Origin of the sequence: Waltera acetigignens, assembly GCF_025567015.1 — a bacterium.
GTDB classification, from domain to species: Bacteria; Bacillota; Clostridia; order Lachnospirales; family Lachnospiraceae; genus Acetatifactor; species Acetatifactor acetigignens.
In genome coordinates this window covers 56,820-79,305 of sequence record NZ_JAOQJO010000009.1, presented here as the reverse complement: position 1 = coordinate 79,305, position 22,486 = coordinate 56,820, and the positions used below count along the sequence as shown (strand labels likewise).

The 22,486-nt window shown below is 44.9% G+C and carries 28 protein-coding genes, 1 pseudogene and 1 riboswitch; of the genes and pseudogenes, 20 read left to right on the top strand and 9 right to left on the bottom strand.

The genetic code is table 11. The features are described from left to right. Positions 1-410 precede the first annotated feature (410 nt). The 4 genes from OCV96_RS09875 (at position 411) to OCV96_RS09860 (ending at position 2,807) form a co-directional block, all read left to right on the top strand. Positions 411-1,148 (top strand): ATPase, encoded by a 738-nt coding sequence (locus tag OCV96_RS09875; protein ID WP_119623504.1) that lies wholly within the window; start codon positions 411-413, stop codon positions 1,146-1,148. A gap of 38 nt (positions 1,149-1,186) precedes the next feature. Beyond that, positions 1,187-1,486 (top strand): Dabb family protein, encoded by a 300-nt coding sequence (locus OCV96_RS09870; RefSeq protein ID WP_172594715.1) that lies wholly within the window; start codon positions 1,187-1,189, stop codon positions 1,484-1,486. A gap of 220 nt (positions 1,487-1,706) precedes the next feature. Next, positions 1,707-2,213 carry a GNAT family N-acetyltransferase gene (locus OCV96_RS09865; RefSeq protein ID WP_118538402.1) on the top strand — a complete coding sequence of 169 codons (507 nt, stop codon included), beginning with the start codon at positions 1,707-1,709 and terminating at the stop codon, positions 2,211-2,213. 36 nt (positions 2,214-2,249) lie between these two features. Continuing rightward, on the top strand, positions 2,250-2,807 hold the full coding sequence (locus tag OCV96_RS09860; protein ID WP_119623505.1) for an NUDIX hydrolase: 558 nt from the start codon (positions 2,250-2,252) through the stop codon (positions 2,805-2,807). 214 nt (positions 2,808-3,021) lie between these two features. Here OCV96_RS09860 and OCV96_RS09855 read toward each other — a convergent pair whose 3' ends face one another. The 6 genes from OCV96_RS09855 to OCV96_RS09830 form a co-directional block, all read right to left on the bottom strand. Next, positions 3,022-3,873 (bottom strand): hypothetical protein, encoded by an 852-nt coding sequence (locus OCV96_RS09855; RefSeq protein ID WP_227733536.1) that lies wholly within the window; start codon positions 3,871-3,873, stop codon positions 3,022-3,024. A 199-nt stretch (positions 3,874-4,072) separates the two neighbouring features. Further along, positions 4,073-5,668, bottom strand: a complete 1,596-nt coding sequence (locus OCV96_RS09850) for an ABC transporter substrate-binding protein (protein ID WP_262594403.1) — start codon at positions 5,666-5,668, stop codon at positions 4,073-4,075. Beyond that, positions 5,665-6,543: a carbohydrate ABC transporter permease gene (locus OCV96_RS09845; protein WP_118504078.1), complete on the bottom strand. Its 879-nt coding sequence runs from the start codon at positions 6,541-6,543 to the stop codon at positions 5,665-5,667. The genes OCV96_RS09850 and OCV96_RS09845 overlap by 4 nt, the downstream gene beginning before the upstream one ends. A gap of 17 nt (positions 6,544-6,560) precedes the next feature. After that, positions 6,561-7,454 carry a carbohydrate ABC transporter permease gene (locus OCV96_RS09840; protein WP_118669485.1) on the bottom strand — a complete coding sequence of 298 codons (894 nt, stop codon included), beginning with the start codon at positions 7,452-7,454 and terminating at the stop codon, positions 6,561-6,563. Between the two features lie 62 nt (positions 7,455-7,516). Further along, positions 7,517-8,623 carry an ABC transporter ATP-binding protein gene (locus OCV96_RS09835; RefSeq protein WP_262594402.1) on the bottom strand — a complete coding sequence of 369 codons (1,107 nt, stop codon included), beginning with the start codon at positions 8,621-8,623 and terminating at the stop codon, positions 7,517-7,519. A 68-nt stretch (positions 8,624-8,691) separates the two neighbouring features. Further along, positions 8,692-9,441 carry an FRG domain-containing protein gene (locus tag OCV96_RS09830; RefSeq protein ID WP_262594401.1) on the bottom strand — a complete coding sequence of 250 codons (750 nt, stop codon included), beginning with the start codon at positions 9,439-9,441 and terminating at the stop codon, positions 8,692-8,694. A 177-nt stretch (positions 9,442-9,618) separates the two neighbouring features. On the opposite strand from OCV96_RS09830, the gene OCV96_RS09825 reads away from it, so the two are divergent. From OCV96_RS09825 to OCV96_RS09785, 9 genes are all read left to right on the top strand, one after another. Then, positions 9,619-11,157: an alpha-amylase family glycosyl hydrolase gene (locus OCV96_RS09825; RefSeq protein ID WP_262594400.1), complete on the top strand. Its 1,539-nt coding sequence runs from the start codon at positions 9,619-9,621 to the stop codon at positions 11,155-11,157. Between the two features lie 146 nt (positions 11,158-11,303). Continuing rightward, on the top strand, positions 11,304-11,966 hold the full coding sequence (locus tag OCV96_RS09820) for an epoxyqueuosine reductase QueH (RefSeq protein ID WP_262594460.1): 663 nt from the start codon (positions 11,304-11,306) through the stop codon (positions 11,964-11,966). Between the two features lie 160 nt (positions 11,967-12,126). Continuing rightward, positions 12,127-13,893 (top strand): arginine--tRNA ligase, encoded by a 1,767-nt coding sequence (gene argS, locus OCV96_RS09815; RefSeq protein WP_262594399.1) that lies wholly within the window; start codon positions 12,127-12,129, stop codon positions 13,891-13,893. Between the two features lie 8 nt (positions 13,894-13,901). Beyond that, a riboswitch (cyclic di-GMP riboswitch) is annotated at positions 13,902-14,002 on the top strand. Positions 14,003-14,097: 95 nt separating this feature from the next. Further along, complete coding sequence (locus tag OCV96_RS09810) at positions 14,098-14,232, top strand: hypothetical protein (protein ID WP_255713338.1); 135 nt, start codon at positions 14,098-14,100, stop codon at positions 14,230-14,232. Next, positions 14,219-15,559, top strand: a complete 1,341-nt coding sequence (locus OCV96_RS09805) for an ATP-binding response regulator (RefSeq protein ID WP_227061968.1) — start codon at positions 14,219-14,221, stop codon at positions 15,557-15,559. The genes OCV96_RS09810 and OCV96_RS09805 overlap by 14 nt, the downstream gene beginning before the upstream one ends. A gap of 5 nt (positions 15,560-15,564) precedes the next feature. Continuing rightward, positions 15,565-15,732: a response regulator gene (locus tag OCV96_RS09800; RefSeq protein WP_145985593.1), complete on the top strand. Its 168-nt coding sequence runs from the start codon at positions 15,565-15,567 to the stop codon at positions 15,730-15,732. Between the two features lie 215 nt (positions 15,733-15,947). Continuing rightward, a complete protein-coding gene (locus tag OCV96_RS09795) occupies positions 15,948-16,169 on the top strand; it encodes a hypothetical protein (protein ID WP_117466689.1) in 222 nt (73 codons plus the stop codon). Positions 16,170-16,283: 114 nt separating this feature from the next. Continuing rightward, on the top strand, positions 16,284-16,508 hold the full coding sequence (locus tag OCV96_RS09790; protein WP_022153385.1) for a hypothetical protein: 225 nt from the start codon (positions 16,284-16,286) through the stop codon (positions 16,506-16,508). A gap of 10 nt (positions 16,509-16,518) precedes the next feature. Further along, complete coding sequence (locus OCV96_RS09785) at positions 16,519-16,770, top strand: zinc-ribbon domain-containing protein (RefSeq protein ID WP_117466691.1); 252 nt, start codon at positions 16,519-16,521, stop codon at positions 16,768-16,770. Between the two features lie 44 nt (positions 16,771-16,814). Here the strand turns inward: OCV96_RS09785 and OCV96_RS19620 are convergent, their stop codons facing one another. Together OCV96_RS19620 and OCV96_RS09775 are read right to left on the bottom strand one after the other, a co-directional pair. Then, positions 16,815-17,144: an IS3 family transposase gene (locus tag OCV96_RS19620; RefSeq protein ID WP_227061970.1), complete on the bottom strand. Its 330-nt coding sequence runs from the start codon at positions 17,142-17,144 to the stop codon at positions 16,815-16,817. A 5-nt stretch (positions 17,145-17,149) separates the two neighbouring features. Next, on the bottom strand, positions 17,150-17,431 hold the full coding sequence (locus tag OCV96_RS09775; protein WP_022153383.1) for an IS3 family transposase: 282 nt from the start codon (positions 17,429-17,431) through the stop codon (positions 17,150-17,152). A gap of 88 nt (positions 17,432-17,519) precedes the next feature. On the opposite strand from OCV96_RS09775, the gene OCV96_RS09770 reads away from it, so the two are divergent. Both OCV96_RS09770 and OCV96_RS09765 read left to right on the top strand, forming a co-directional pair. Beyond that, on the top strand, positions 17,520-18,248 hold the full coding sequence (locus OCV96_RS09770; RefSeq protein ID WP_118538360.1) for a LytR/AlgR family response regulator transcription factor: 729 nt from the start codon (positions 17,520-17,522) through the stop codon (positions 18,246-18,248). Further along, positions 18,241-19,527, top strand: a complete 1,287-nt coding sequence (locus OCV96_RS09765) for a sensor histidine kinase (RefSeq protein ID WP_118545576.1) — start codon at positions 18,241-18,243, stop codon at positions 19,525-19,527. Before OCV96_RS09770 ends, OCV96_RS09765 begins: the two co-directional genes overlap by 8 nt. Positions 19,528-19,627: 100 nt before the next feature. Here the strand turns inward: OCV96_RS09765 and OCV96_RS19715 are convergent. After that, positions 19,628-19,804, bottom strand: a pseudogene (locus OCV96_RS19715) (IS1634 family transposase); the annotation flags it as partial. A 133-nt stretch (positions 19,805-19,937) separates the two neighbouring features. On the opposite strand from OCV96_RS19715, the gene OCV96_RS09760 reads away from it, so the two are divergent. The 5 genes from OCV96_RS09760 (at position 19,938) to OCV96_RS09740 (ending at position 22,285) form a co-directional block, all read left to right on the top strand. Continuing rightward, positions 19,938-20,090, top strand: coding sequence for a cyclic lactone autoinducer peptide (locus OCV96_RS09760; protein ID WP_117466699.1), 153 nt, complete (start codon positions 19,938-19,940; stop codon positions 20,088-20,090). Further along, positions 20,091-20,699, top strand: coding sequence for an accessory gene regulator B family protein (locus OCV96_RS09755; RefSeq protein ID WP_117466701.1), 609 nt, complete (start codon positions 20,091-20,093; stop codon positions 20,697-20,699). 282 nt (positions 20,700-20,981) lie between these two features. Then, on the top strand, positions 20,982-21,596 hold the full coding sequence (locus OCV96_RS09750; RefSeq protein ID WP_117466703.1) for a hypothetical protein: 615 nt from the start codon (positions 20,982-20,984) through the stop codon (positions 21,594-21,596). A gap of 30 nt (positions 21,597-21,626) precedes the next feature. Then, the gene (locus OCV96_RS09745) at positions 21,627-21,764 is read left to right on the top strand and encodes a hypothetical protein (protein ID WP_227733678.1); all 138 of its coding nucleotides are present in this window, start codon (positions 21,627-21,629) and stop codon (positions 21,762-21,764) included. An 8-nt stretch (positions 21,765-21,772) separates the two neighbouring features. Further along, a complete protein-coding gene (locus tag OCV96_RS09740) occupies positions 21,773-22,285 on the top strand; it encodes a hypothetical protein (RefSeq protein ID WP_262594398.1) in 513 nt (170 codons plus the stop codon). Positions 22,286-22,486 lie beyond the last annotated feature (201 nt).

Sequence of the window (22,486 nt, the reverse complement as noted above, 5' to 3'; positions counted from 1 at the left end):
GAAGCCGGGGCGTAGGAGAAAGAAAAATAAGAATAAGCCCTGGGGAAGTCAAGAAGCCGGGGCGTGAGAGGAAGAAAAGTAAGAATAAGCCCCGGAGAAGTCAAGAAGCTGGGGCGTAGGAGAAAGAAAAGTAAGAATAAGCCCCGGGGAAGTCAAGAAGCCGGGGCGTAGGAGAAAGAAAAGTAAGAATAAGCCCCGGGGAAGTCAAGAAGCCGGGGCGTAGGAGAAAGAAAAGTAAGAATAAGCCCCGGAGAAGTCAAGAAGCCGGGGCGTAGGAGAAAGAAAAGTAAGAATAAGCCCCGGGGAAATCAAGAAGCCAGTGTGCAGAAGGAGGAAAAGTGAAAACTACACGCGAAAATATACAAAACAGAATAGAAGAAATTAATAAGGAATTAGAAAAGATAACAAAATTGGACAAAAAATTTCCGCAAGGAGAATTGCAATGCTTCAAAAATGAAAACCGCTACAAATGGAAAGTAAAAGAGGAAAATGGAATACGCTATCTTCCGAAAACCGAAAGAAATCAGGCAGAAATACTGGCATTGAAGAAATACTATGAGTATAGAAAAAAGGAATTGGAGAGTGAAGCAGCGGGATGGGAAGCCTACTTGAAGAAGACAGACAAGATTAAAATAAACTCCGAACATCTATTAAATCATCCGGAATATGGAAAATTGCTGGCTAAGAATTTCAGACCATTGGATAAGGAACTAGAGCGGTGGCAGGAGGAACCCTATGAAAAATGTACAAAGCATCCGGAAAATTTATTGGTACAAGGAACGCATGGGAAGATGTTGCGGTCTAAATCAGAAGCAATTATTGACAGAGCACTATATCAAAACAAAATACCATTCCACTATGAAGAAAAACTGATTTTGGATGGAATAATGTTATATCCGGACTTCGTGATGCGACATCCCTTTACGGGACAATATTTCTATTGGGAGCACTTTGGGATGATGGATAATCCGGATTATTGCAATCATGCTTGTGACAAAATAAAGCTATATTGCCGACATGGTATCATTCCTTCGGTAAATCTGATTCTCACCTATGAAACAAAGCAGTGTCCTCTGAATGCAGACAAAGTAGAAATGATCTTGCAGGAATATTTTGGTTGTAGCAAATGGGATGCCGTGGTAGGATAAAACATATCAGTAATAGTAAAATAAGGGGGATATGCAAAATGAAGCACCTGATCATTGTAAAATTTAAAGAGAATATATGGAACCGGGAGGATGCGGCGAGCAGGGAGATGCTTGCGGACATCAAGAAGATCTTCAATCGGACGAAGCAGATAGAAGGCGTTCATACGGTGAACATTTATGAAAATGTGACGCCGAGACCGAACCGTCATGACCTGATGATCGAAATGGAGATGGATCCGGAGGCGCTGCCTGTGTACGATGCTTCTGCGACCCATCAGGAATGGAAGGCAAGGTACGGGAAGTATATTCAGACTAAGACCATTTTTGATTACGAATAAAAGTATATAATTTTATGAAATGGTGAAAACCAGAATAAAAGAAAATCAGCATGAAAGAATACCAACATCTGATCGGCAGGATAATCATTGTGGCAGCTATTGTGATTGCGGAAGATTGACCGCACATGCGCTGGAGCAGCTGGATGGAAGTATTGGTGCAGGTTTTAATACGATTGCAAGTCAGATCTATTAACAGATGACAGAAGGGCTGGAGGCAGCTATGGAAGAATTTGATATCAGAGAAGCTACGCCGGAAGATGCGGAGAAGATCATCGCATATTTAGCGCAGGTAGGTGGAGAGACAGATTATCTGTCCTTTGGAAAAGAAGGGCTTCCTATTTCGACAGAAGAGGAAGAGAAATTTATACAGAATATAAATAAGGAGGAACATTCCGTTCTCTATGTAGTATGGAAAAATGGAGAGATTATCGGAGATGCCAGTCTAAGCGGATTTTCCAGAAGGATGAGCCACCGCGCCGAATTCGGAATCTCTGTGGTCAAGTCGGAATGGGGGCAGGGAATTGGCAGTGCTCTATTGCAAAAGATTATTGATTATGCAAAAGAACATACGATAGAACTGATCAATCTGGAAGTTAGAAGCGATAATATACGAGCTATTCATGTCTATGAGAAATATGGCTTCCGGAAAATCGGGACCTCGCCGGCGTATTTTAAGATCGACGGGGAATACTACGATTTTGATCTGATGGTATTAGATCTTAGATAGGAAAGCTACAAAGAAACACAAAGGAGCCATAACACCATGGAATTTTTTGACATCGTAGATGAAAAAGGCATTCCCACAGGGGAGAGCATAGAACGCACACAGGCACATAAAAAGGGTATCCGTCACAGAACTGCCCATATCTGGATCATAAGAGAACAGGATGGGAAGGCACAGTTGTTATTGCAGAAACGCTCTGCAGAAAAAGACAGCTTTCCGGGGAGGTTCGATACTTCTTCCGCCGGACATATTCAGGCGGGGGACGAGCCGGAGGAATCTGCAATACGGGAACTTTACGAAGAACTGGGAATCCAGGCATCTAAAGAGGAGCTGCAATTCGCCGGATGCTTTGATATTCAATACGAAAAGGAATTTCATGGAAAAATGTTTCGGGACAACGAGGTTGCATTCGTCTATATGTACACTAAGCCGGTAGATGTTGCGAAGCTTATCCTGCAAAAAGAGGAAGTGGAGAGTGTGGAGTGGTTCGATATGGAGGAACTGGATGCCGCATTGCAGCCGCCTAGAGATCAGCGATTCTGCGTTCCCATGGAGGGATTCCAAATCGCGAAACAATGGCTGGAGAGCAGAAAATAAAGGCTGATCACTTCGCATAGATAGTAGAGCCAGAGAAGGAGATCGCTGAGACGCTGATGGAGGCAGAAGAATTCCGACAGGCAGAGAGAAGATAGGTATGCGCAGGTGTACCTGGCAACAGATAAGTAAAGCATATAAGTGGACAATAAAAAAGAACTGTCTTCCTGGGAAGCCAGTTCTTTTTATTGTCAATATAGCTTAATATCTGATGAAATTACTTCACAGTCACGGAAGTGATGTGAGGGTTCACACCTTCGTACCAGTACAGGAAACCTTCCATATCGATGGTGTCACCGATCTTTAAGTTCTTTACTGCGTTGTAAACATCGGTGGTGTTGTCGCACAGATAAGACTCAACGGTGAAGGTATAGGTCTGACCATTCAGAGAAACGTTGAAGTACAGGTCGTTACCGTCTTCACCGGAACCATCGTAGTTGTACAGGAAAGCAACATCGTTGCCGTCAGCATCCTGACCTGCAGCTTCTACAGTCATACCCTTGAAAGCTACGAACTGGTTCTGGTAGTTGATCAGATCATCGGTGCCTAACAGATCGGTCACATCGGTAACGGGAGCGATGTAGCTGCCCTCTTCGATCTCGAAGGTAGCACCTTCAGCAATCTCTACTTCACCGGACCACTCGGTCTTATAACCGGTTACTTTGATCTTGGTACCGGGTACCAGCTTAGCATAATCCTCTTCGGAACATACGGAATTGTAGATGAAGTAAGCACCATCCTGATCCTGGGTGTACAGGGTAGCCTTATCTTCCCACCAGGACTGTTTAGCCTGAACATAAGCCTCGATCACAACTTCGGAATCGAGATCAGCAGCCATGTACTCTTCGTAGGTCATAACACCCTCGGATTTCTCATCAGCAACAGCTTCAGCAGCCTCGGTAGAAGCTTCGGTAGCAGCGGCTTCGGTAGTAGCGGCTTCGGTAGTAGCAGCCTCGGTGGTGGCAGCAGCGGTAGATTCAGCAGCAACGTCTGCATTGCTGTTTCCACATGCAGCGAGAGACAGAACCAGAGCCATAGCCATGGTTAATGCAAGTGTCTTCTTTTTCATAATAATCCTCCATTCCTGCGCTTGTGGCGCATATGGGTCTGTGCAGATACACAGACATCTCCTCAATTTATCCGGCGCATTCAGACACCGAACAGTTCCATTATACCTGAAATGCAAGATAAATCAAGATTTTTTGCAAAAAGAGCCCCATGCGCAGGATAATACCACCAGATATTATCTTACGAATGGGGCTGAAAAATTACTTCTTTCTGTTTTTTAAATATTCCCGCCCTACATACAGGAGGATCAGAAGCCAGGTGACTGCAAGTGTGCTTAACAGGATCACGGAAGCCCGGGGCATGGCACCCAGTTCCTTTTTGCCGAAGGAGGCATCACTTCCCTGACCGAGACGGTACAGGCTTTCTACATCGCTGTAAAGCTTTTGCATGTAGGTATCATCCACAGTCTCTTTTCTGCGGGTGGACTTCACCACGTTTTCAATCAACTGTCCGGAGGCATCACGTAAGGATGCGGAACCGTTAAATACCGGTGTAACGAAGGTGTTGTCTACGTTGTTAAGCAACAGTTTGGAAGCCTCAATTTTCACCGCATAATGCGTACTGTTATCCGCACCGCATTCGGACAGATAATCCTGATACTCTGCGGAGTTCTGTGCCTTAGAGGTTACAGGTACATAGCCTTCTGTCTCGGAATAAGCAATCTGCACATCGTTGGTGAGCAGATACTGGGCAAACAGCCAGGATGCCAGTACTTCCTGAGAGTCTGATTTATTGAAGACGCAGACGGAAGGACCCTGAGAGATCATTTCGGGATGCTCCGGGTCAAACTGGGGAATCATCCGCACGGCGGTCTCAAACTGCACCAGAGAATCCTCGCTGATATCCGACAGCGGAGCGTCCGTACCCATCCAGGTGGCTCCGGCGGTGGAATCAATGGCGAAAATACATTGCCCGGCATTCAGGAAGTTCGCAGGATAACCGGAGATCTTGAAGGTGGAAAAGGCACCGCTTTTTACATGTCCGGCAATATCGTACAGGAGATCCGTGGTGGTATCGTTGAAAAGTTCAATGCTGCCGTCAGCGGTGGAATATCCCGCGTTCTTTTGCTTTAACATCTGGATCATCATGTTGTCGGTGGACTTATAGATAAACGGGATCAGTACATTCTGCCCGTTGACCACATAGGTGCCGTCCGCATTTTGGGCGGTGGCAGCCTCGGAGACTTCCCAGATGAAGTCCCAGGTCAGTACATCCGGCAGAGTATATCCAAGATTTTCCACGTAGGTCTTATTCACGTAGCAGGCCTCGGTGGAACGCATGTAAGGAACGGCATAGTAATGACCGTCGATGGAGCATTCATTCAAAAACTGAGGAATGACTTCTTCTCTGGCAGGACCGTCATAGGCAAGCTCCGTGCCGCCCAGACCGTATTTTTCATCGGCAAACAGGTCATCCAGAGGAACTACGGTATTCTGCCCGGTGAGGTAGGTGGCAATGTGATCCGGGTAGGTGATACAGACATTGGGTGTCGTATTGGTGGAAATATTGGTAATGACATCGTTGTAAATTTTGCCGTAATCCGTGTATAGATTCAGGTTCACCGTGATATTGGGATACAGGGCTTCAAAATCCGCAATGGCTTTCTTGTAGATTTCCGTCTGGGTTTTGTTGGTATCATTTTTCGCCCAGAAGGTGATCTCATAGTTCCTGGAAGTATCGAACTCCTCAGGAACAGTGAATTCCGGCAGGCCTTTCGAACCATGGCAGCCGGTCAGGGACAGAGACAGAGTGCCCACGGCACATAATAATGCCAGTTTTTTGCTGAATCGACTCATCCTTTGGTACCTCCTCTGGCAACGCCTGCCATGACTTTTTTACGGAATACGAGGAACAACACCACCAGAGGAACGGAAATCACGACCACCGCAGCCATCATGGCGGGGATGTTCTCTCTGCCGAAACCATTCTCACGGATCTCCTGGATGCCGTTGGATACCAGATAGTAATCCGGATCATCGGTGATCAGTCTGGGCCACACATAGGAGTTCCAGCATTCAATCACCTTTAGGATCACGATGGTGATCAGCGTGGGCTTGCAGATGGGCACCATGACCTTGCGCAGATATCGCAGATCGGAAGTACCGTCTACCTTGGCGGCATAATACAGCTCGTCCGGAATCTGTGCGAAATTCTCCCGCAGCAGATAGATATAAAATACGCTGGTCACGGAAGGCAGGATCAGACCGGTGAAGGTATTGCGCAGATCCAGATTCGTGATGGTGGTGAAATTCGTAATGACCACCAGTTCATTGGGAATCATCATCAGAGATAAAAATAACGTAAAGATCAGATCTTTTCCGGCAAAGTTCAACCTTGCAAAAGCGAAGGCTGCCAGGGTGATGACCACCAGCATGATGGCAGTGGTGACCACGGTGAAAAACAAGGTGTTCCACAGGTATCTTCCCAGAGAAACAGTGGTAAAAGCGTCCACGTAGTTCTGCAAAGTGGGAGACAGGGTGAAAAACTTCGGAATATATTCTGCATTATAGGAGCCGTAGCTTTTTACGGAGGTCAGTACCATCCAGTAAAAAGGGAACAGTACGATCAGTGCCCACAGACACAGAAAAAGGTAGACGATCCCATTGCGGATATTGCCGCGGATCCGGGTGCGTTTCTCGATTTTTTCATAATCAGATGTAACATCAGACATCACAAAGACCTCCTTTCTTATACATAGTGGACATGCTTTTTGCTGACCAGCAGATTGATGCAGGTGATGGTCAGGACGATGGCAAACAGCAGGATCGCCGCTGCGGAAGCATAGGAAGGATAGCCGCCGCTGTCACCGTAGAGCATATCGTAGACGTAGCCGACAATGGTATTCATCTCTGCGGCATTTAAGTTCGTGCCGAACAGCGCCACGGCATCACTGTAGGCTTTGAATGCGCCGATAAAGCCGGTGATGATCAGGTAGAATACCATGGGGGAGATCATGGGCAGTGTGATCTTGGTGAACATTCGGAAACGGGAAGTGCCGTCCACTCTTGCCGCATTGTAGTACATGGGGTTCACACTGGCGAGAGCACTGGTCAGGATCAGAATCTTAAAAGGCATAACGATCCAGATGGTGTAAAAGCACAGCACGAACATTTTCGCCCAGTAGGGTCCGTCGATGAAATCCACGGAGCTGCCGCCGAAAAACTGGATCAGCAGATTGATAAGACCGTCGGAGTAAGGGGTCTTTTTGAAAAGAATCATGAAGACCAGACCGACCGCCAGAGTATTGGTCACATAGGGCAGGAAAAATATGGTCTGGAACAGATCCCGCAGCGGTTTAATGGAGCTTAAGGCAGCGGAGATCAAAAGCGCCAGTCCGGTGGAGACCGGAACGGTGATGATGACCAGAATGAAGGTATTTTTCAATGCCTGTAAAAAGTACGGATCGTGGAGCACATAGGAGTAGTTGTACATTCCTACGCCGTAAAAGGTTTGGGATGCGGAATTGTAACCCTCTTCAAAGGAGTACACGAATACGTCGATCAGAGGATAGATCATAAAAGCACCCAGAAACAGGAATGCCGGCAATAGATAGAGCCAGGCTTTCAGATTTTGTTTTTCCATAAGAAACCTCAATTCTTTCTGCAGCCCATGAATAGCGCCGGACTACAGAATCGGATAAAATATTAAAAGCGGATGCGTTCTTCGGTGTCGGTGCAAAAGAGGAATACTTTTGCGGGTTTTAAGGCGAAATGCACTTTTCCGGTGGGAAGATATTTCCCTTCGTCGGCATCAATGATGGAACGGATGGTAGCGTTCTGGGACTTTTCATGGGTGGAAACAATGCTCACATCCCGGCCCATGACCTCCAGACGCACCAGATCGCAGGAGAGCGGTCCGTCCTCTTTTAATACAAAACCTTCCGGACGAATGCCGACATGCACAGTCTGATTCGCTACCCCGGGAGCAGGCAGAACAGCTTCGGAGCCGATGTATAACTGTCCGCTCTTCACTTCACCGTCAAAGACATTGATGGGAGGTGTGCCGAGGAACTTCGCAACGAACAGGTTCACGGGATCGTCGTATACGTTCTGGGGCTTGCCGATCTGCTGCACGATACCGTCCTTCATTACGACGATCATATCGGAGATGCTCATGGCTTCGTCCTGATCGTGGGTAACGAAGATGGTGGTAATCTGAGTCTCCTGCTGGATCCGGCGGATCTCTTCTCTGGTCTGGAGACGAAGTCTGGCATCCAGATTGGAAAGAGGCTCGTCCAAAAGCAGGACTCTGGGGAGCTTGACCAAGGCTCTGGCAATGGCCACACGCTGTTGCTGACCGCCGGAGAGTTCGTTGGGTTTGCGCTCCAACAGGTGGTCGATCTGCACCAGTTTTGCCGCTTCCAGCACTCGCTTGCTCATTTCCTCTTTGGAAAGCTTGTCGGCACCCTTCAGATTCTCTAAGGGGAACTGAATATTTTTCTCCACAGTGAGGTGGGGGTAGAGGGCATAGTTCTGGAACACCATGCCGACACCGCGGTTCTCGGGAGGAAGTCCGGTGACATCATCTTCTCCGAAAAAGATCTTGCCCTCGGTGGGCTTCAGCAGACCGCAGATCAGATTCAGTGCCGTACTTTTGCCACAGCCAGAGGGACCTAAGAGTCCGATCAGCTTGCCGTCGGGGATCTCGAAGTCGAAGTCATTCACGGCAATGACATCCTCACGGTTCTTCCTGCCGCGGACAGGACCGCGGGCGGGGAATTTCTTGGTCAGATGCTGTAATACGATTTTCATGTGTATATTTCCTTTCTTAATTAATGAATCTAAATCCCATAGGAGTCCTTCAAAATCGCAAATGATTTTCAGATTCCATAGGAATCTTTCAAATCGCTGGATATATGATCCAGGTCGGGGTATACGAAGCTCTCGGAGATGCCGAATACCCGCAGACTTTCAATAAAGTATTGTTTCCGCCCGGAGGGAATAATGATCTTATACAGCATATTTTCATCGCAGATATCTTCCAGACGTTCCAGAGAGTTATGTACGGTGAAGTTGGAGTACTGGGAGTACATGCGGAGGTTGTTCTCCGTGGAGCTGCAAGCCAGGATCTTGTTTTTCAATTCCGGATTGTGGTGGTTGTGTTTGAAGGCGGGCAGAAGCATTTCCTGTGTGGTGTCCGCATCAATGGGATAGATGCAGTTGCCGAAGCCTTCCTTCTCGTTCAACAGACCCGGTGTCAGTACCCAGACGCAGGCATCGGTGTCCGGAGTCTCCCGGTAAGTCTCCGTGGCGAAAAATACGGCGATCAGGGGAGACTGGGTCCAGTCTAACATTCTCGTGGGCAGACCGTAGTGCTGCATCAGGGAGACCCAGCTGGCGTAATTGTGTTTGTCGGGAGGATTGTCCAGGATCTGTCTCGCCCGGATATAGAAATCATTGGCAATATAGCGTTCGGAGTCCAGCCTTTTCTGGCTTCGTTGGATGGAAGGGATCAAAGTCAGATCCGCATTCTCTTCCCCGCGGAACCAGAGGCGGACGCCGTGCTTTTGGCGTAACGTACTGACGAACTGCAGGAGTTCATCGATGGTGCTTACTTTTTGTGTTAACATGATAGACCTCGTTCTTATTTTCTTATGCTTCCGTTTTATGCTCATATCGGGGCATCAAGCTACTTTATTATAGATGTTTTTTCGTAGTTGTACAAGTAGCCATTCCGTGGTATGTTAAAAGAAAGTAACGGAAAACGTTTTTACAATAAAAATAAAGCATACAGGAAGGAGTACACTATGGCAAAGTGGCTTGATAATGCAATCTTTTATGAAATTTATCCCCAGTCTTTTCTGGATACTAACGGTGACGGTATCGGCGATTTTCAGGGTATCATAGAAAGACTGGATTATATTAAGAAACTGGGATGCAATGCAATCTGGATGAACCCCTGTTTTGCATCACCCTTCGGAGACGCAGGCTATGATGTGGCGGACTACTATCAGGCAGCTCCCAGATACGGCACCAATGCGGATCTGAAGCGTCTGTTTCACGAAGTACACAAGCGGGACATGCATATCCTGTTAGATCTGGTGCCGGGACATACCTCCGTGGCACATCCCTGGTTCAAGGAGTCCTGTAAGGCAGACCGCAATGAATTTACCGACCGTTATATCTGGACCGACAGCACCTGGGGACAGCTTGAGAACATGGGAAGTCTGTGCGGTATCTCCGAGAGAGAGGGCTCTGTGATCGTGAACTTTTTCGCACACCAGCCGGCACTCAATTACGGATTTTATAAAAAGACACAGGGCTGGCAGCAGGATCCCGATGATCCGGGGCCTAAGGCAACGCTTGCAGAGATGGAAAATGTCATGCGGTTCTGGATCGGCATGGGCTGTGACGGTTTCCGCGTGGATATGGCAGGTTCTCTGGTGAAAAACGATGAGGACGGCAAGGGAAACATTGCTCTGTGGAGAAAGGTAAGAACGTTCCTGGATGCGGAGTTCCCCGAGGCAGTGCTGGTATCTGAATGGGGAGAACCGGACAAGTCCCTGCAGGGCGGCTTTCATATGGACTTTTTACTACATTTCGGACCGTCTCATTATAACGATCTGTTCCGCTGCGAGGAGCCTTTCTTCTCCGGAAGAGGTAAGGGTGATGTGGCAGCCTTCGTAGAGAAATACAAGGAAAATTATGAAAAGGCACAGCGCAAAGGTCTGATCTGTATTCCCTCCGGCAACCACGATATGGATCGTCTGGCGAGAAGCATTCATGGGGAGGAGTTAAAGGTGGCATTTGCATTCCTCCTGTCCATGCCCGGTGCACCTTTCTTATATTATGGCGATGAGATCGGTATGCGCTATGTGGAAAAACTGCATTCTGTAGAGGGCGGTTACGGACGTACCGGTTCCCGCTCGCCCATGCAGTGGGATCATACCACCAATGCCGGTTTCAGTGCGGCACCGAAGGAAAAGCTCTATGTCAAACAGGATGAGTCCGCAGACCGTCCCACGGTAGAGGCGCAGATGGCAGATCCGGATTCCCTGTACCATGAGATTCAGAAGTTAATTAACATCCGTCAGGCTCACAGCGCATTGCAGAGCCGCGGAGAGATCGAGTTTGTCTATGCCGAGGAAAAACAATATCCTCTGGCGTATCTGCGCAGTGATGACAAGGAGAAGATCCTGGTCATCATCAATCCGGCGGACAGAGAGGTCAGCTTCGACGGAAACTATGCGGTAAGGGAAGCTTTGTATACCTTCGGCGGGGAAGCTGTATTTACAGGCGGAAAGGTTACCGTGCCCGGGGGCAGCGCCGGATTTTATCTGTTGTAATTGTGTGAATGTGCCTTGTGAAAATGGATGATCTGTCCGGCATAGTGGATGATTTGCGTAAAAAATATTGCGGATTGTCCGGTGAAGTATGCTATAATGAGCGCAGGCAATGGGCACTGCGAGAGTATTGCCGGAAAGAGAACCGTATGAACCAGGTAAATTATCAGAAAGAATTAGAGAAAATTTTAAATACCTTACAGGAGAAGGGCGAGGCAGCGCCGGATTACCGGCCGCCCCGCCTGTTTCTGCATAGCTGCTGCGCACCCTGCAGCAGTTATTGTCTGGAATATCTGTGCCGTTATTTTTTGATTACGGTATTTTATTATAATCCCAATATTTCCTTTTCGGAAGAATATCGAAAGCGCGTGGCGGAGCAGAAGCGTCTGATCGCAGCTTATAATAAAGAAGAAAAGGGCTGGCCCATCGACATCGTGGAGGGAGATTATGAACCGGAGCGTTTTTATGAGATGGCGAAGGGGTATGAGAACTGCCCCGAGGGAGGAGAGCGGTGTTTCCGCTGCTTCGATCTGCGACTGCGTAAGACCGCGGAACTGGCACAGGCCGGCGGATATGACTATTTTGCCACGACCCTGACTATCAGCCCCTTGAAAAATGCGGCGAAGATCAATGAGATCGGGCAGGCAATTTCCGGGGAATATGCGATTTCCTGGCTGCCTTCGGATTTCAAGAAAAAGAACGGTTATAAGAGATCCATCGAATTGTCCGCGGAGTATGAGCTGTACCGGCAGAATTACTGCGGTTGTGCCTTTTCCAAGGCGGAGCGGGAAGCACAGATCGCAAATGCGTAATTGCGTCTTGCGGGATGAGGAATTTTAGGATATAGTAGAAATATTGAAAACAGCGCAGAAGCGTGAGAGATAGAAATTGTGACTGCACAAGATATTCCGGTACATTACAGGAAGTAACGGAATACCAGCAGATTACTGAAAGGTATGAGGATTGACTGACATGAAGAAATTTTTAGAAATGCTGACAGAGGAAATGCAGCAGGCATTTACCGCAGCAGGCTATGACGGAAGCTTAGGAAAAGTAATGCTTTCCAACCGTCCTGACCTGTGCGAATATCAGTGTAACGGCGCCATGGCGGGAGCCAAGCTGTATAAAAAAGCCCCCATCATGATCGCAAACGACGTGGCAGAGCAGTTAAAAGACAGCAAGGTATTTTCCGAAGTGGTGGCAGTAGCCCCCGGATTCCTGAACCTGAAGGTCAGTGAGGCATTTTTGCTCACCTATTTACAGGGCATGGAGGCAAATGAAAAATTCGGTCTGGAGAAGCCCGAACATCCCAAGAAGATCATTATCGACTACGGCGGCCCCAACGTGGCAAAACCTCTGCATGTGGGACATTTACGTTCCGCAGTGATCGGTGAGAGCGTAAAACGCATCAGCCGCTATGTGGGACATGAGGTTATCGGTGATGTGCATCTGGGTGACTGGGGATTACAGATGGGTCTGGTCATCACCGGTTTACAGGAGAGACAGCCGGAACTGGTATATTTTGATGAGAACTTCGCCGGGGAATATCCCGAGGAAGCTCCGTTTACCATCAGTGAACTGGAGGAAATCTATCCCGCAGCCAGCGCCAAGTCCAAGGAAGATCCCGAGTACAAGGCAAAGGCCATGGAAGCAACCTTCAAATTACAGAGCGGTGTCAGAGGATATCGTGCTCTGTGGAAGCACATTATCAATGTGTCTGTGAACGACCTGAAGAAGAATTATTCCAAATTAAACGTAGAATTCGATCTGTGGAAGGGAGAGAGCGATGTCCATGACATCATCCCGGAGATGGTCGCTTATATGAAGGACAACGGCTATGCACACTTAAGTGAGGGTGCGTTGGTAGTGGATGTCAAGGAAGATACCGACACCAAGGAGATCCCTCCCTGCATGATCTTAAAGTCCGACGGGGCCTCTCTGTACAATACCACAGACCTGGCTACTATTATGGAGCGTATGAAGCTGTATCATCCCGACGAGCTGATCTACGTGGTGGACAAGCGTCAGGAATTGTACTTCGAGCAGGTATTCCGCTGTGCCCGCAAGACGAAATTGGTAGAACCCGAGACCGAGCTGAAGTTCTTGGGCTTCGGTACCATGAACGGCAAGGATGGCAAACCCTTCAAGACCAGACAGGGCGGTGTTATGCGTCTCGAGAACCTGATCAAGGATACCCAGGATGAGATGTACAAAAAGATCAAGGAAGGCCGCGATATGGAAGATGCCGAGGCGAGAAAGGTAGCGGACGTGGTAGCTATCTCCGCGTTAAAATACGGTGATCTGTCCAATCAGGCATCCAAGGATTATGTTTTTGATATCGACCGTTTCACCTCCTTCGAGGGAGATACCGGCCCCTACATCCTGTATACCATTGTGCGAATCAAGTCTATTTTGAATAAATACAAGGAGCAGGGCGGAGACCTGACCGCTGTAAAATTACAGCAGCCCGGTAATGCGTCCGAGAAAGAGCTTGCCATGGAACTGGCACAGTTCAATACCATGATCGCTACCGCTGGAGAAGAACTGGCACCCCATAAGGTATGTGCCTATATTTACGATCTTGCCAATGCGTTCAACCACTTCTACCATGAGACCAAGATCTTAGGTGAAGAGAATGAGGAGCGTAAGCAGGGACTGGTAGCACTTTTAGTGCTGACCAGAGATATCCTGGAGACCTGTATTGATATGCTGGGATTCGAAGCTCCGGAGAAAATGTAATAAAAATAATATCTATTTAGTAAACCCGCTGAAAAACGGGGACACAAAGCCAGATGGGTCTAAGGTCTGAACATAGAGAAAAATCAGACTATGACAGCCGGTTGCAGCAGATTCCTGAGTGTAGGGGAGTATGTTTATCGTGAGCCGTCTGTCAGTGCACATTTTTGGCAGACGGCTTTTATTGTGCCGTAGAAGGGGAAAACGATGTCTTTAAACTATGAGCAGAACGAAAATGACATCCTGAATAAATTATTGCCGGAATATAGACAGCATTCTGTACAAAGAAAAAGCAATCCAGAAGCAGTTACAGGACACATTGGAGAAAGTGAAGCTGAGTAACGAGATCATTTCCTCCATCGCCAGAACTTACCAGTATATTTCACGGATCGATATTCAGGCAGATTATTTCGAAGAGATCAATAACCGGGATACCGAGCATCTGAAGTTCACGAAATCGGGAAAGCTGTCGGAAAGCAATGAAAAGGTATGCAGACAATACGTGGCGGAGGAGTATCAGGAGGCATTTTTCAAATTTGTGGATCTGAAGACCCTGCCGGAACGCATGAAGAATGAAGAGACGTTAGTCCTAGAATACCGGATGAAGGATGGCGACTGGCACAGACTCCGTTTTGTGGAAAAAAAGAGAGACGAAAACGGTGTACTGACCCATGTGCTCTGCCTGATCCGCAGCATCAGCGATACCAAGAAGTGGGAACATGAACTGATGTATCAGGTGGAGGAAGCCAGGAAGGCAGCAGCTTTGAAGGCCCGTTTCCTGTCAAATATGAGTCATGATATCCGGACACCCATGAATGGCATTATCGGCACGCTGAATCTGGCAAACCGTTATCCGGATGATCTGGAGGTACAGAGAAAGTGCCGGGAACAGATCATGACTTCATCGAAGTATCTGGTCTCTATCGTGAATGATATTCTGGATATGAACAAACTGGAGTCGGGAGGTGTAGTGGAACAGGAGATTCCGTTTAATCTGGCAGAACTGCTGAACCGGGTTAACCTCGGCAAGCAGAAGCAGGCGGCAGAAAAGAATGTGGAATATATTGTTGACTGGGAACAGAGTGATATCCGCCATATGGATCTGGCAGGGAATCCAATCTATGTGGAGAGACTGCTGACCAATATTTCTGATAATGCGGTTAAATTTACCGGACCGGGCGGCAGTGTGCGTGTCTGGTGTGCAGAAAAATATGCGGACGAGGAGCGGGTAGTCTATGAATTCGGCTGTGCCGATACTGGTATCGGCATGAGTGAAACCTTTCTGGAACATGCTTTTGAACCGTTCACGCAGGAGAATGAGACCAGCAGATCCAGGTACGAAGGCACAGGACTGGGACTTGCCATTGCAAAGAAAATCGTGGACAGGCTGGATGGAGACATTGCCATAGAGAGTAAAAAAGGCGTCGGAACTACTGTGACCATGACACTTCCGTTCAAAATCGGGGAACCGGTGGAGAAGGAGAAGAACGTAAACTATGAGGAAATCCCGGTGGAAGGTCTGCGGGCGCTGTTAGCAGAGGACAATGAACTCAACATGGAGATCGCAAAATTCATGCTGGAGGATTACGGGATCCACGTAGAGTGCGCTGCAGACGGAGAAGAGGCGGTACAAAAGTTCAAAAATCTGAGCTGGGATATTACGATGTGATCTTCATGGACATTATGATGCCGAAGCTAAATGGCTGGGATGCCACCCGCAGGATCCGGTCCATGAAACGGTCGGATGCCGGAAATGTCCCCATCATTGCCATGAGCGCCAATGCCTTTGCGGAAGACATTATCAACAGCCGATGGATGAAAAGAAGCTGTTGGAAACAGTGAAGGAATGCATTATGTTCCGGGACCATTCCTGAAGAAACAGCATAGAAACAGCCTAGAAAAGGGCAGAGGATATCCTCTGTCCTTTTCCTATATTAGGATGACTTATCGTGCAACATTACGTACTGAAAATGGTGGGACAACCGGATATAATAGCTACAAAGACAGGAGTTTTTTCTGTGAAGCATGTGGCCTACATTATGGAAAGGAGAAAAATTATGATTTCATTTATATTGTGTCTGTTGCTGTTAACCATTTTATTCGGAATCGCATATAAGATTACCGGGGCAATTTTAAAGGCCTGTGTGTGGCTGCTGATCCTGTTGCCCATCGGCCTCATCCTGTCGGGCGTGGGAGTGATCTTCTGCTGTACAATCATTTTAATACCGGTAGGGATCGGAATTATCAAGGCCGGGATCCGGATGATATTGCCGGGGTAAAGAAATAAAATGATAACAGACTGCCTGATGTGTGGTAAAATAAAGTTATCGCATATCAGGCAGTTTCATTATTATTGATATATAGTATTGATAAATCAGGAAAGGTGATGGCATATGGAGATCAAAAGTATACTGATCAAAGATACAACGAGAGAAGAGCGGATCCGCATTATACAGGAGGGTTTGAACCAGTGCGGTGGAGCCTGTGACTTCTGCAACGGTTGTGATAATCTGGGCGGTGGTTCCGTGGATACATTTTATGAACCGTACATTAACGGGGAGAAGGAACTGCGGCAGCTGAATGAGGAATACAGAAGCAACATGGGACTGGTGAGATAGGAGACGGGCTATGTTTTTCATACCGTGTATTAAGTGGAATAAGCACTATTATGTGCGGACAAGCTGCTGTAATACGCTGTATGAACTGGATCCGGAGATGGGAAAGGCCATTGCCCGGGGAGAGCAGGTACTGATTCGCCCGGAGCATTTGCAGAGAATTTCAAAAGTGACCTATGGGTATAACTATAAACATTGCAATTACTGTGGGTATGAGACAGCAGAAAATTTTGAGTATTGCCCAAAGTGCGGTAAGAAATTTTAAAAGCGAGAGGGGACGTGAATCTGTCTCGATTTCAAAAGGGAGTGTTACTCACAAGGACCATTGTCTTTCCAGGCACCTTTCCATTTTGGTTTTTCTGTGGAACGTTTTGGTAGATTCATAGTGTTCATCAGGCGGTCCACTCTGCCGAGACTGATGTTTATGCCATAATCACGTTCTAATACACGACGGATCTTGTAAGCACCAAGAGAGTTATCGTAATCAGTATAGATTTGTAAAAGGTGCTTACGAATCAACGGATTTTCTTTTGTACGAGGTGCTAAATCTGAATAAAAGTGCTTGTAATAAGTACTGCGATTTATGCGAAGAACTCGACAAAGAGTTTTGATATCGTATTGATGACGCAGCTTATGCACGGCATCTAATCGTTGCTTGAGTGTGGCGTGAATATGGCAATCGCTTTTTTTAGTATTTGGTTTTCTTCTTCCAGCTGAGCCATACGTTTTTGAAGCTCTTTCACCTGCTTTGCAGTAAGAACTTCACCGTCATCAGTTTCAACAGTTGAATACTGTTTGACCCATCTGGAAAGAGCAGTTTGAGATACGCCGTACTCTTTGATAAGAGAGGCCTGAGTTTTACCATTGTGGTAAAGCTCAACGAGGGTTCGTTTGAAATCCTCATCGTAATGTTGTTTTGTGGACATAAAAGATACCTCCTTTTGGTGTCTATGTTAATAGTAAGTCTATTTAACCAATGTGTCCACTTTTATAAGTATAATGCAGGTAGTACACATGATAAGAATTGCTGTTTGTGATGATGAAAATGTAATTGTGAATCAGATAGAGCATATAATTTCTGAAGTATGCAAGCGGGAAAGCATTCCCGTGAATATTGATGTTTTTTACAGTGGTAGGGAACTCAAAAGGCAGGTTACATCAGGAACAAAGTATGACATCATCTTTTTGGATATTCAGATGAAGGGTGGCGATGGCATCATTGCGGCTGAAAATATACGGAAGGTGGATGATAATGTACTTCTGATTTATGTATCAGGCTATGATAAATATATGATGGAATTGTTCCGGTTGGATGTATTTGGATTTATAAAGAAACCAATCGATGAGGAGATATTGACAAAGACATTTCTGGAAACTTATCAGAGAGTCTGCAGTAAAATGGTCTATTTTACCTTTTCTTATAAGCATGAAGAATATAAAATTCTATGTAAAGAGATTTTATACTTTGAAAGCAATGCCAGGAAAGTTACAATATATACGCAAAACGGGGAGCATTACACATTTAACGGGAAACTGTCAGAGATAGAACAAAAAATGTCAGATGGAAAAATACCTTTTTTGAGAGTACATCAGTCTTATCTGGTAAATTATTATTTGATTAGATCAAGGACAAAAATAGAAATAACGTTGGTAAATGGGAAGAAACTGCCTATAAGCGAAGAACGGCAGAAATACTTTAACCAACAATACAGCCATCTTCTGGGAGGGGAAATCAATGTATAATCAAATAGAAGATATTCTATTAAATATTTCTATTGTTATCGCAACCGTATGGATTGTAAAAAGATTTTGGGGAAGCTTTTTTGAAGAAAAGCAGAATAGTATACTTTCTGTTTCTCTGTGGATTGTTTATTGCATATTCCAATTTTTCTTTGGTTATCATAATGGGCGCCTGCAAATTTTTGCAACCATTCTGAACATTTTACTGATTCTGTCCATAGCGATGGTTGCCTACCAAAGCCGTGGAAAGGAAAAATACTTTTTATTGGCTACATTCTATGCAGGCTGGTCGTTGATTGAGGTCTTTGTCTTTTCCCTAATCAATAGCTTTGACATAGGGGAAAGCCAGCAAAGGGATATTATTGGGTTGGTATTATCGAACATCCTGATGATCCTTTCTGTATATGCACTGTCGATGGTGGCAGAAAAAAGAAAGGAGAGTCCGGTACCGGGAAAATATTATTTTTTTCTCCTGTTGGTGCCAGTGGGAAGCATAGTCATTGCGATCAATGAATTTTGCTCAGAAGGAAAGTCCTTTTTTGCTGTTATCACTATCAGCATTCTTATCTTATTTAATGTCATTATTTTTGAATTGTATGTAAAAATAAATAAAGTTTTTGCTTATGAAAAAGAACATACAGTTTATGCCCAGCAATTTGATATGATCGAAAAAATTACGGTATCGCAAAAAAAGATGTTGGAGGAATTTTATGAGGACAGGCACAATCTGCTGAATAAACTTATTGTTTTAAAAAACAGCGTTGAAAACAGTGATAAAGAGTCTGTAATCAGAAACCTGAATCAGATTATCAAAAACAGCAATATTTCCGAAAACATTTCCAATACCGGCAACAGTACCATTGATTGTCTGATTAATTTCAAATATGCCGTTGCTAAGGAATACGGGATTACATTTCAGTTAAAAATATTTATTCCAGAGGAGCTTTCCATGGAACCATGTGATATTGGCATAGCACTGGGAAATGCACTGGATAATGCAATAGAAGCTGTCCGGGACTGCAGGCAGCACCAAAAGGTGATAGAAATATCCATGGGAGTGAAAAAGCAGGCGCTGGTCATGCTGATAAAGAATCCATATGAGCATGTCTTAAAAAACGACAGAAGCGGAAAATATCAATCCACAAAAACAGAAAGCGGCAGACATGGATATGGATTAAATTCCATAGCAAGAATTGCAGAAAAGTACCAGGGCGAAATTCTAGTGGAAGCACAGGATTCTGTATTTTGCCTGACCGTTGTTATGAATTTGCCGGAAAATTGACAGCTATTGCCGTATTTTTGACATATTAGGGATTATTTTGAGGGGAATATGATACCTGACTTTGGGAGTTGAATCTTAAAATATGGTGCTAAGCCACGGATTAAAACCTGTGGCTTAGCATTTTTTCTGATGTCTCCGTCGTTTAAAAAGTAGGAACTTAACGGCAGGCCGATAAGTGCTGAAAATTCTTTTATAAATTTAGAACCCCGTGCAAGGTTGATATACTTTCGGTCTGATATTTTACAACTCGGAACTCATGGATAAAATTAAAGATATCCTAAAGACGGATGACCGTTGTCATGAATCTACTGGAAAATTGACAGCTATTGCCGTATTTTTGACATATTAGTGATTATCTTGCGGGGAATATGATATGATTACAAAAATAGTTCATTAAGGGGGTATACATAATGAAGAAAAATGAAAAGAAAACTGTATTAGCAAAAGCATTAACATCCGTTGCTGATGGAATGTTATCAAAAGCTGCAAACAGCAGATGTGCACTCATATACCATCAGCCTAAACAGCCGGAAGAAGTGAGGAAATTCAGGAAAAACAAATAAATGAGAAAAGTAGCAAAGTTGTTGACAGATTATGTTATCAAAAAGAGCATGGTTGATGAAGCAGATCGGGAAGTCTATGAATATGGATTTGTCATAACCTTGGAAGTTGGGTTATTTTTGGTTGCAAGCTTGTTCATCGCACTGAAACTCGATATGGTCTTAGAAGGGATATTTTTCTTTGTGATTTTCTCACCATTGCGTTCCTATGCAGGTGGTTTGCATTTGGAAAAATTCTGGATATGCTTTGTTTTGTCATGCTTAACATATATTACTACTCTGCTTGTAGTTAAGAATCTCTGTTTACATGAATTTGTTTCACTTATTGTATTATTCGCCCTGGAAGTATTTGTGTATGTGTTATATCCAGTTGAGAACAGAAACAGGGAGATAAACGAAGAAGAGAACAAGTGTTTTAAAATAAAGCTGATGAAATATTTATGCTTGGATTTTTTTATCGGAATAGTTTGCACTATATTTGAAAAGGATAGCTACTTCTTGGAGCTAAATATAATATTTTTAATAGTTGTAATCACAATGCTGATAGGGAAATGCAGAAATCATTTGAAAAATGTATGTAAAAGCTATGTTCCAGGAAAAGGTCTCTGGTAGCTGGGTCAATGTGGAATCATGGGAAGATTCGAGCAATACCATAACAGCATCTGGCTTGGAAATATATCTGGTTTCCAGAGGTACATATCGAGTTACAATGACGTGTAGTGTTAATGGAGAAATTAAAACGGCAACATCGGCAGAAAAGAATTATCAGTTTGTAGAAAAATGTAATGTGTATTGCAGGTGGGGAAATCTGCTTTGCAACTATGGATGGGAGTGGTGCCCATGAAGAGTCTATAATGGCGAGAAATTTGAGAAGTGAAACGGAGGAGATTTTGAATGAAAATATTGACAAAAGTTATGGATTTACTTGCATTATCGGTTATCTTGTCTTTTATGATTTTGATGTTTTCAGGATGCCAGATGGCTTCCGGTACTCTTTCCGAAAAGGAAATTACTGTGTTTAACACAGAATTTTTCAATGGTGACATAACGAACATGAACAATATGCTGTTATCCAGCGAGTATAGTCAACCAGATGAAATTAACTTGTTTGAGTTATTTTATAATGGCGTTGGAGGAGCGTTTGGCGAAGTATCGGAGGATGAACTGTCAATGCTGACAGAGTTATGTAGTGATGCCCCGTATTTGGATATCATAAAAATCACGGCAAATGAAATGGATGCTTTTTTGCAGGAAAAAATGGGAATAAGTCTGGCGGAGACAAAAAAGACAGGCTTGGACAGTTTCTATTATTTGGAGCAATATGACAGTTACTATCTGATTATGGGAGACTCGAATTTTGATTGGTGTATGGTTACTTCCGGAACTTGGGAGTCAAATAACAAACTCATACTGAAATACGAAAAAGAGTATGAGGGGGGGCAATGGGTGGTCATTTTACAAAAGACGGATGATGGTTATTTGTTTATTTCTAACCAGAAGGCAGATTAAACAAGTTCAGACGAGAAAGAGAGGTATTTTATGAAGAGAAAAGAGGAAGCAATGAAAAAGTATATTGCGAGTTTTTTAGCTATTTGTATGATCTTTGTTATGGTTCCGATTTTGCCCGCAGAGGCGGCTGGCCTGGAAGATACAGAAAGGGTGGAGATACTTGGGTAGAAAGCTACATGGATAGTCGGGAAACAGCAGTCATGACCGGGGACACGGAAAGCTTGAGAACAGTGGCTGTCAACGGCATCGTGAACGATGAAAATGCTCACAGAATTACATTGTCCGAAAATAACGTCAGCGTTTCTGATATGTCTTTTCAAATTTCTGGGATTGACATAGAGGATACAATAACTTTTGTGACATTATATGAGAGCATGGAATATGTAGATGACGGTGTTGTGAAGACTGCAGACATTGAACACAACCTGACTATCATGTACGATGAGGCATATGATGTAGCCAAAGTAGTGTCTGACAGTTATAGGGAGACTGTGTCAGGATTCCAATCCTGTTCTTATGTTTCTGAAGAAATTCAAGCTGTTAGTGAAGCGTTATACAGCTTGAATTCCATAAATACTGATTATTGTGCTGAAATTGTCAGAGTTGCAGAATCCCAGGTTGGGTATAAAGAAAAGGCTTCCAATTCAGACTTGGATAGTTTCACAGCGAACGCCGGTTCTGCAAACTAAAAGGTAATGTAAACCGAATTATGAAAAAATCGTATTCCTTTCCATTGGGGTGAACGATTATATTTTGCTTACGAAAGCCCCGTCAAGGTTGAATTTAACGGCTTTCAGTCCGGTCTTGACTGATCTTCCGATGCAAAATTTTGGTCACCCAAGCCAAAGAAAGGGGAGGTAAAGGCACAGCCTTGGAACACTTGATTTTAC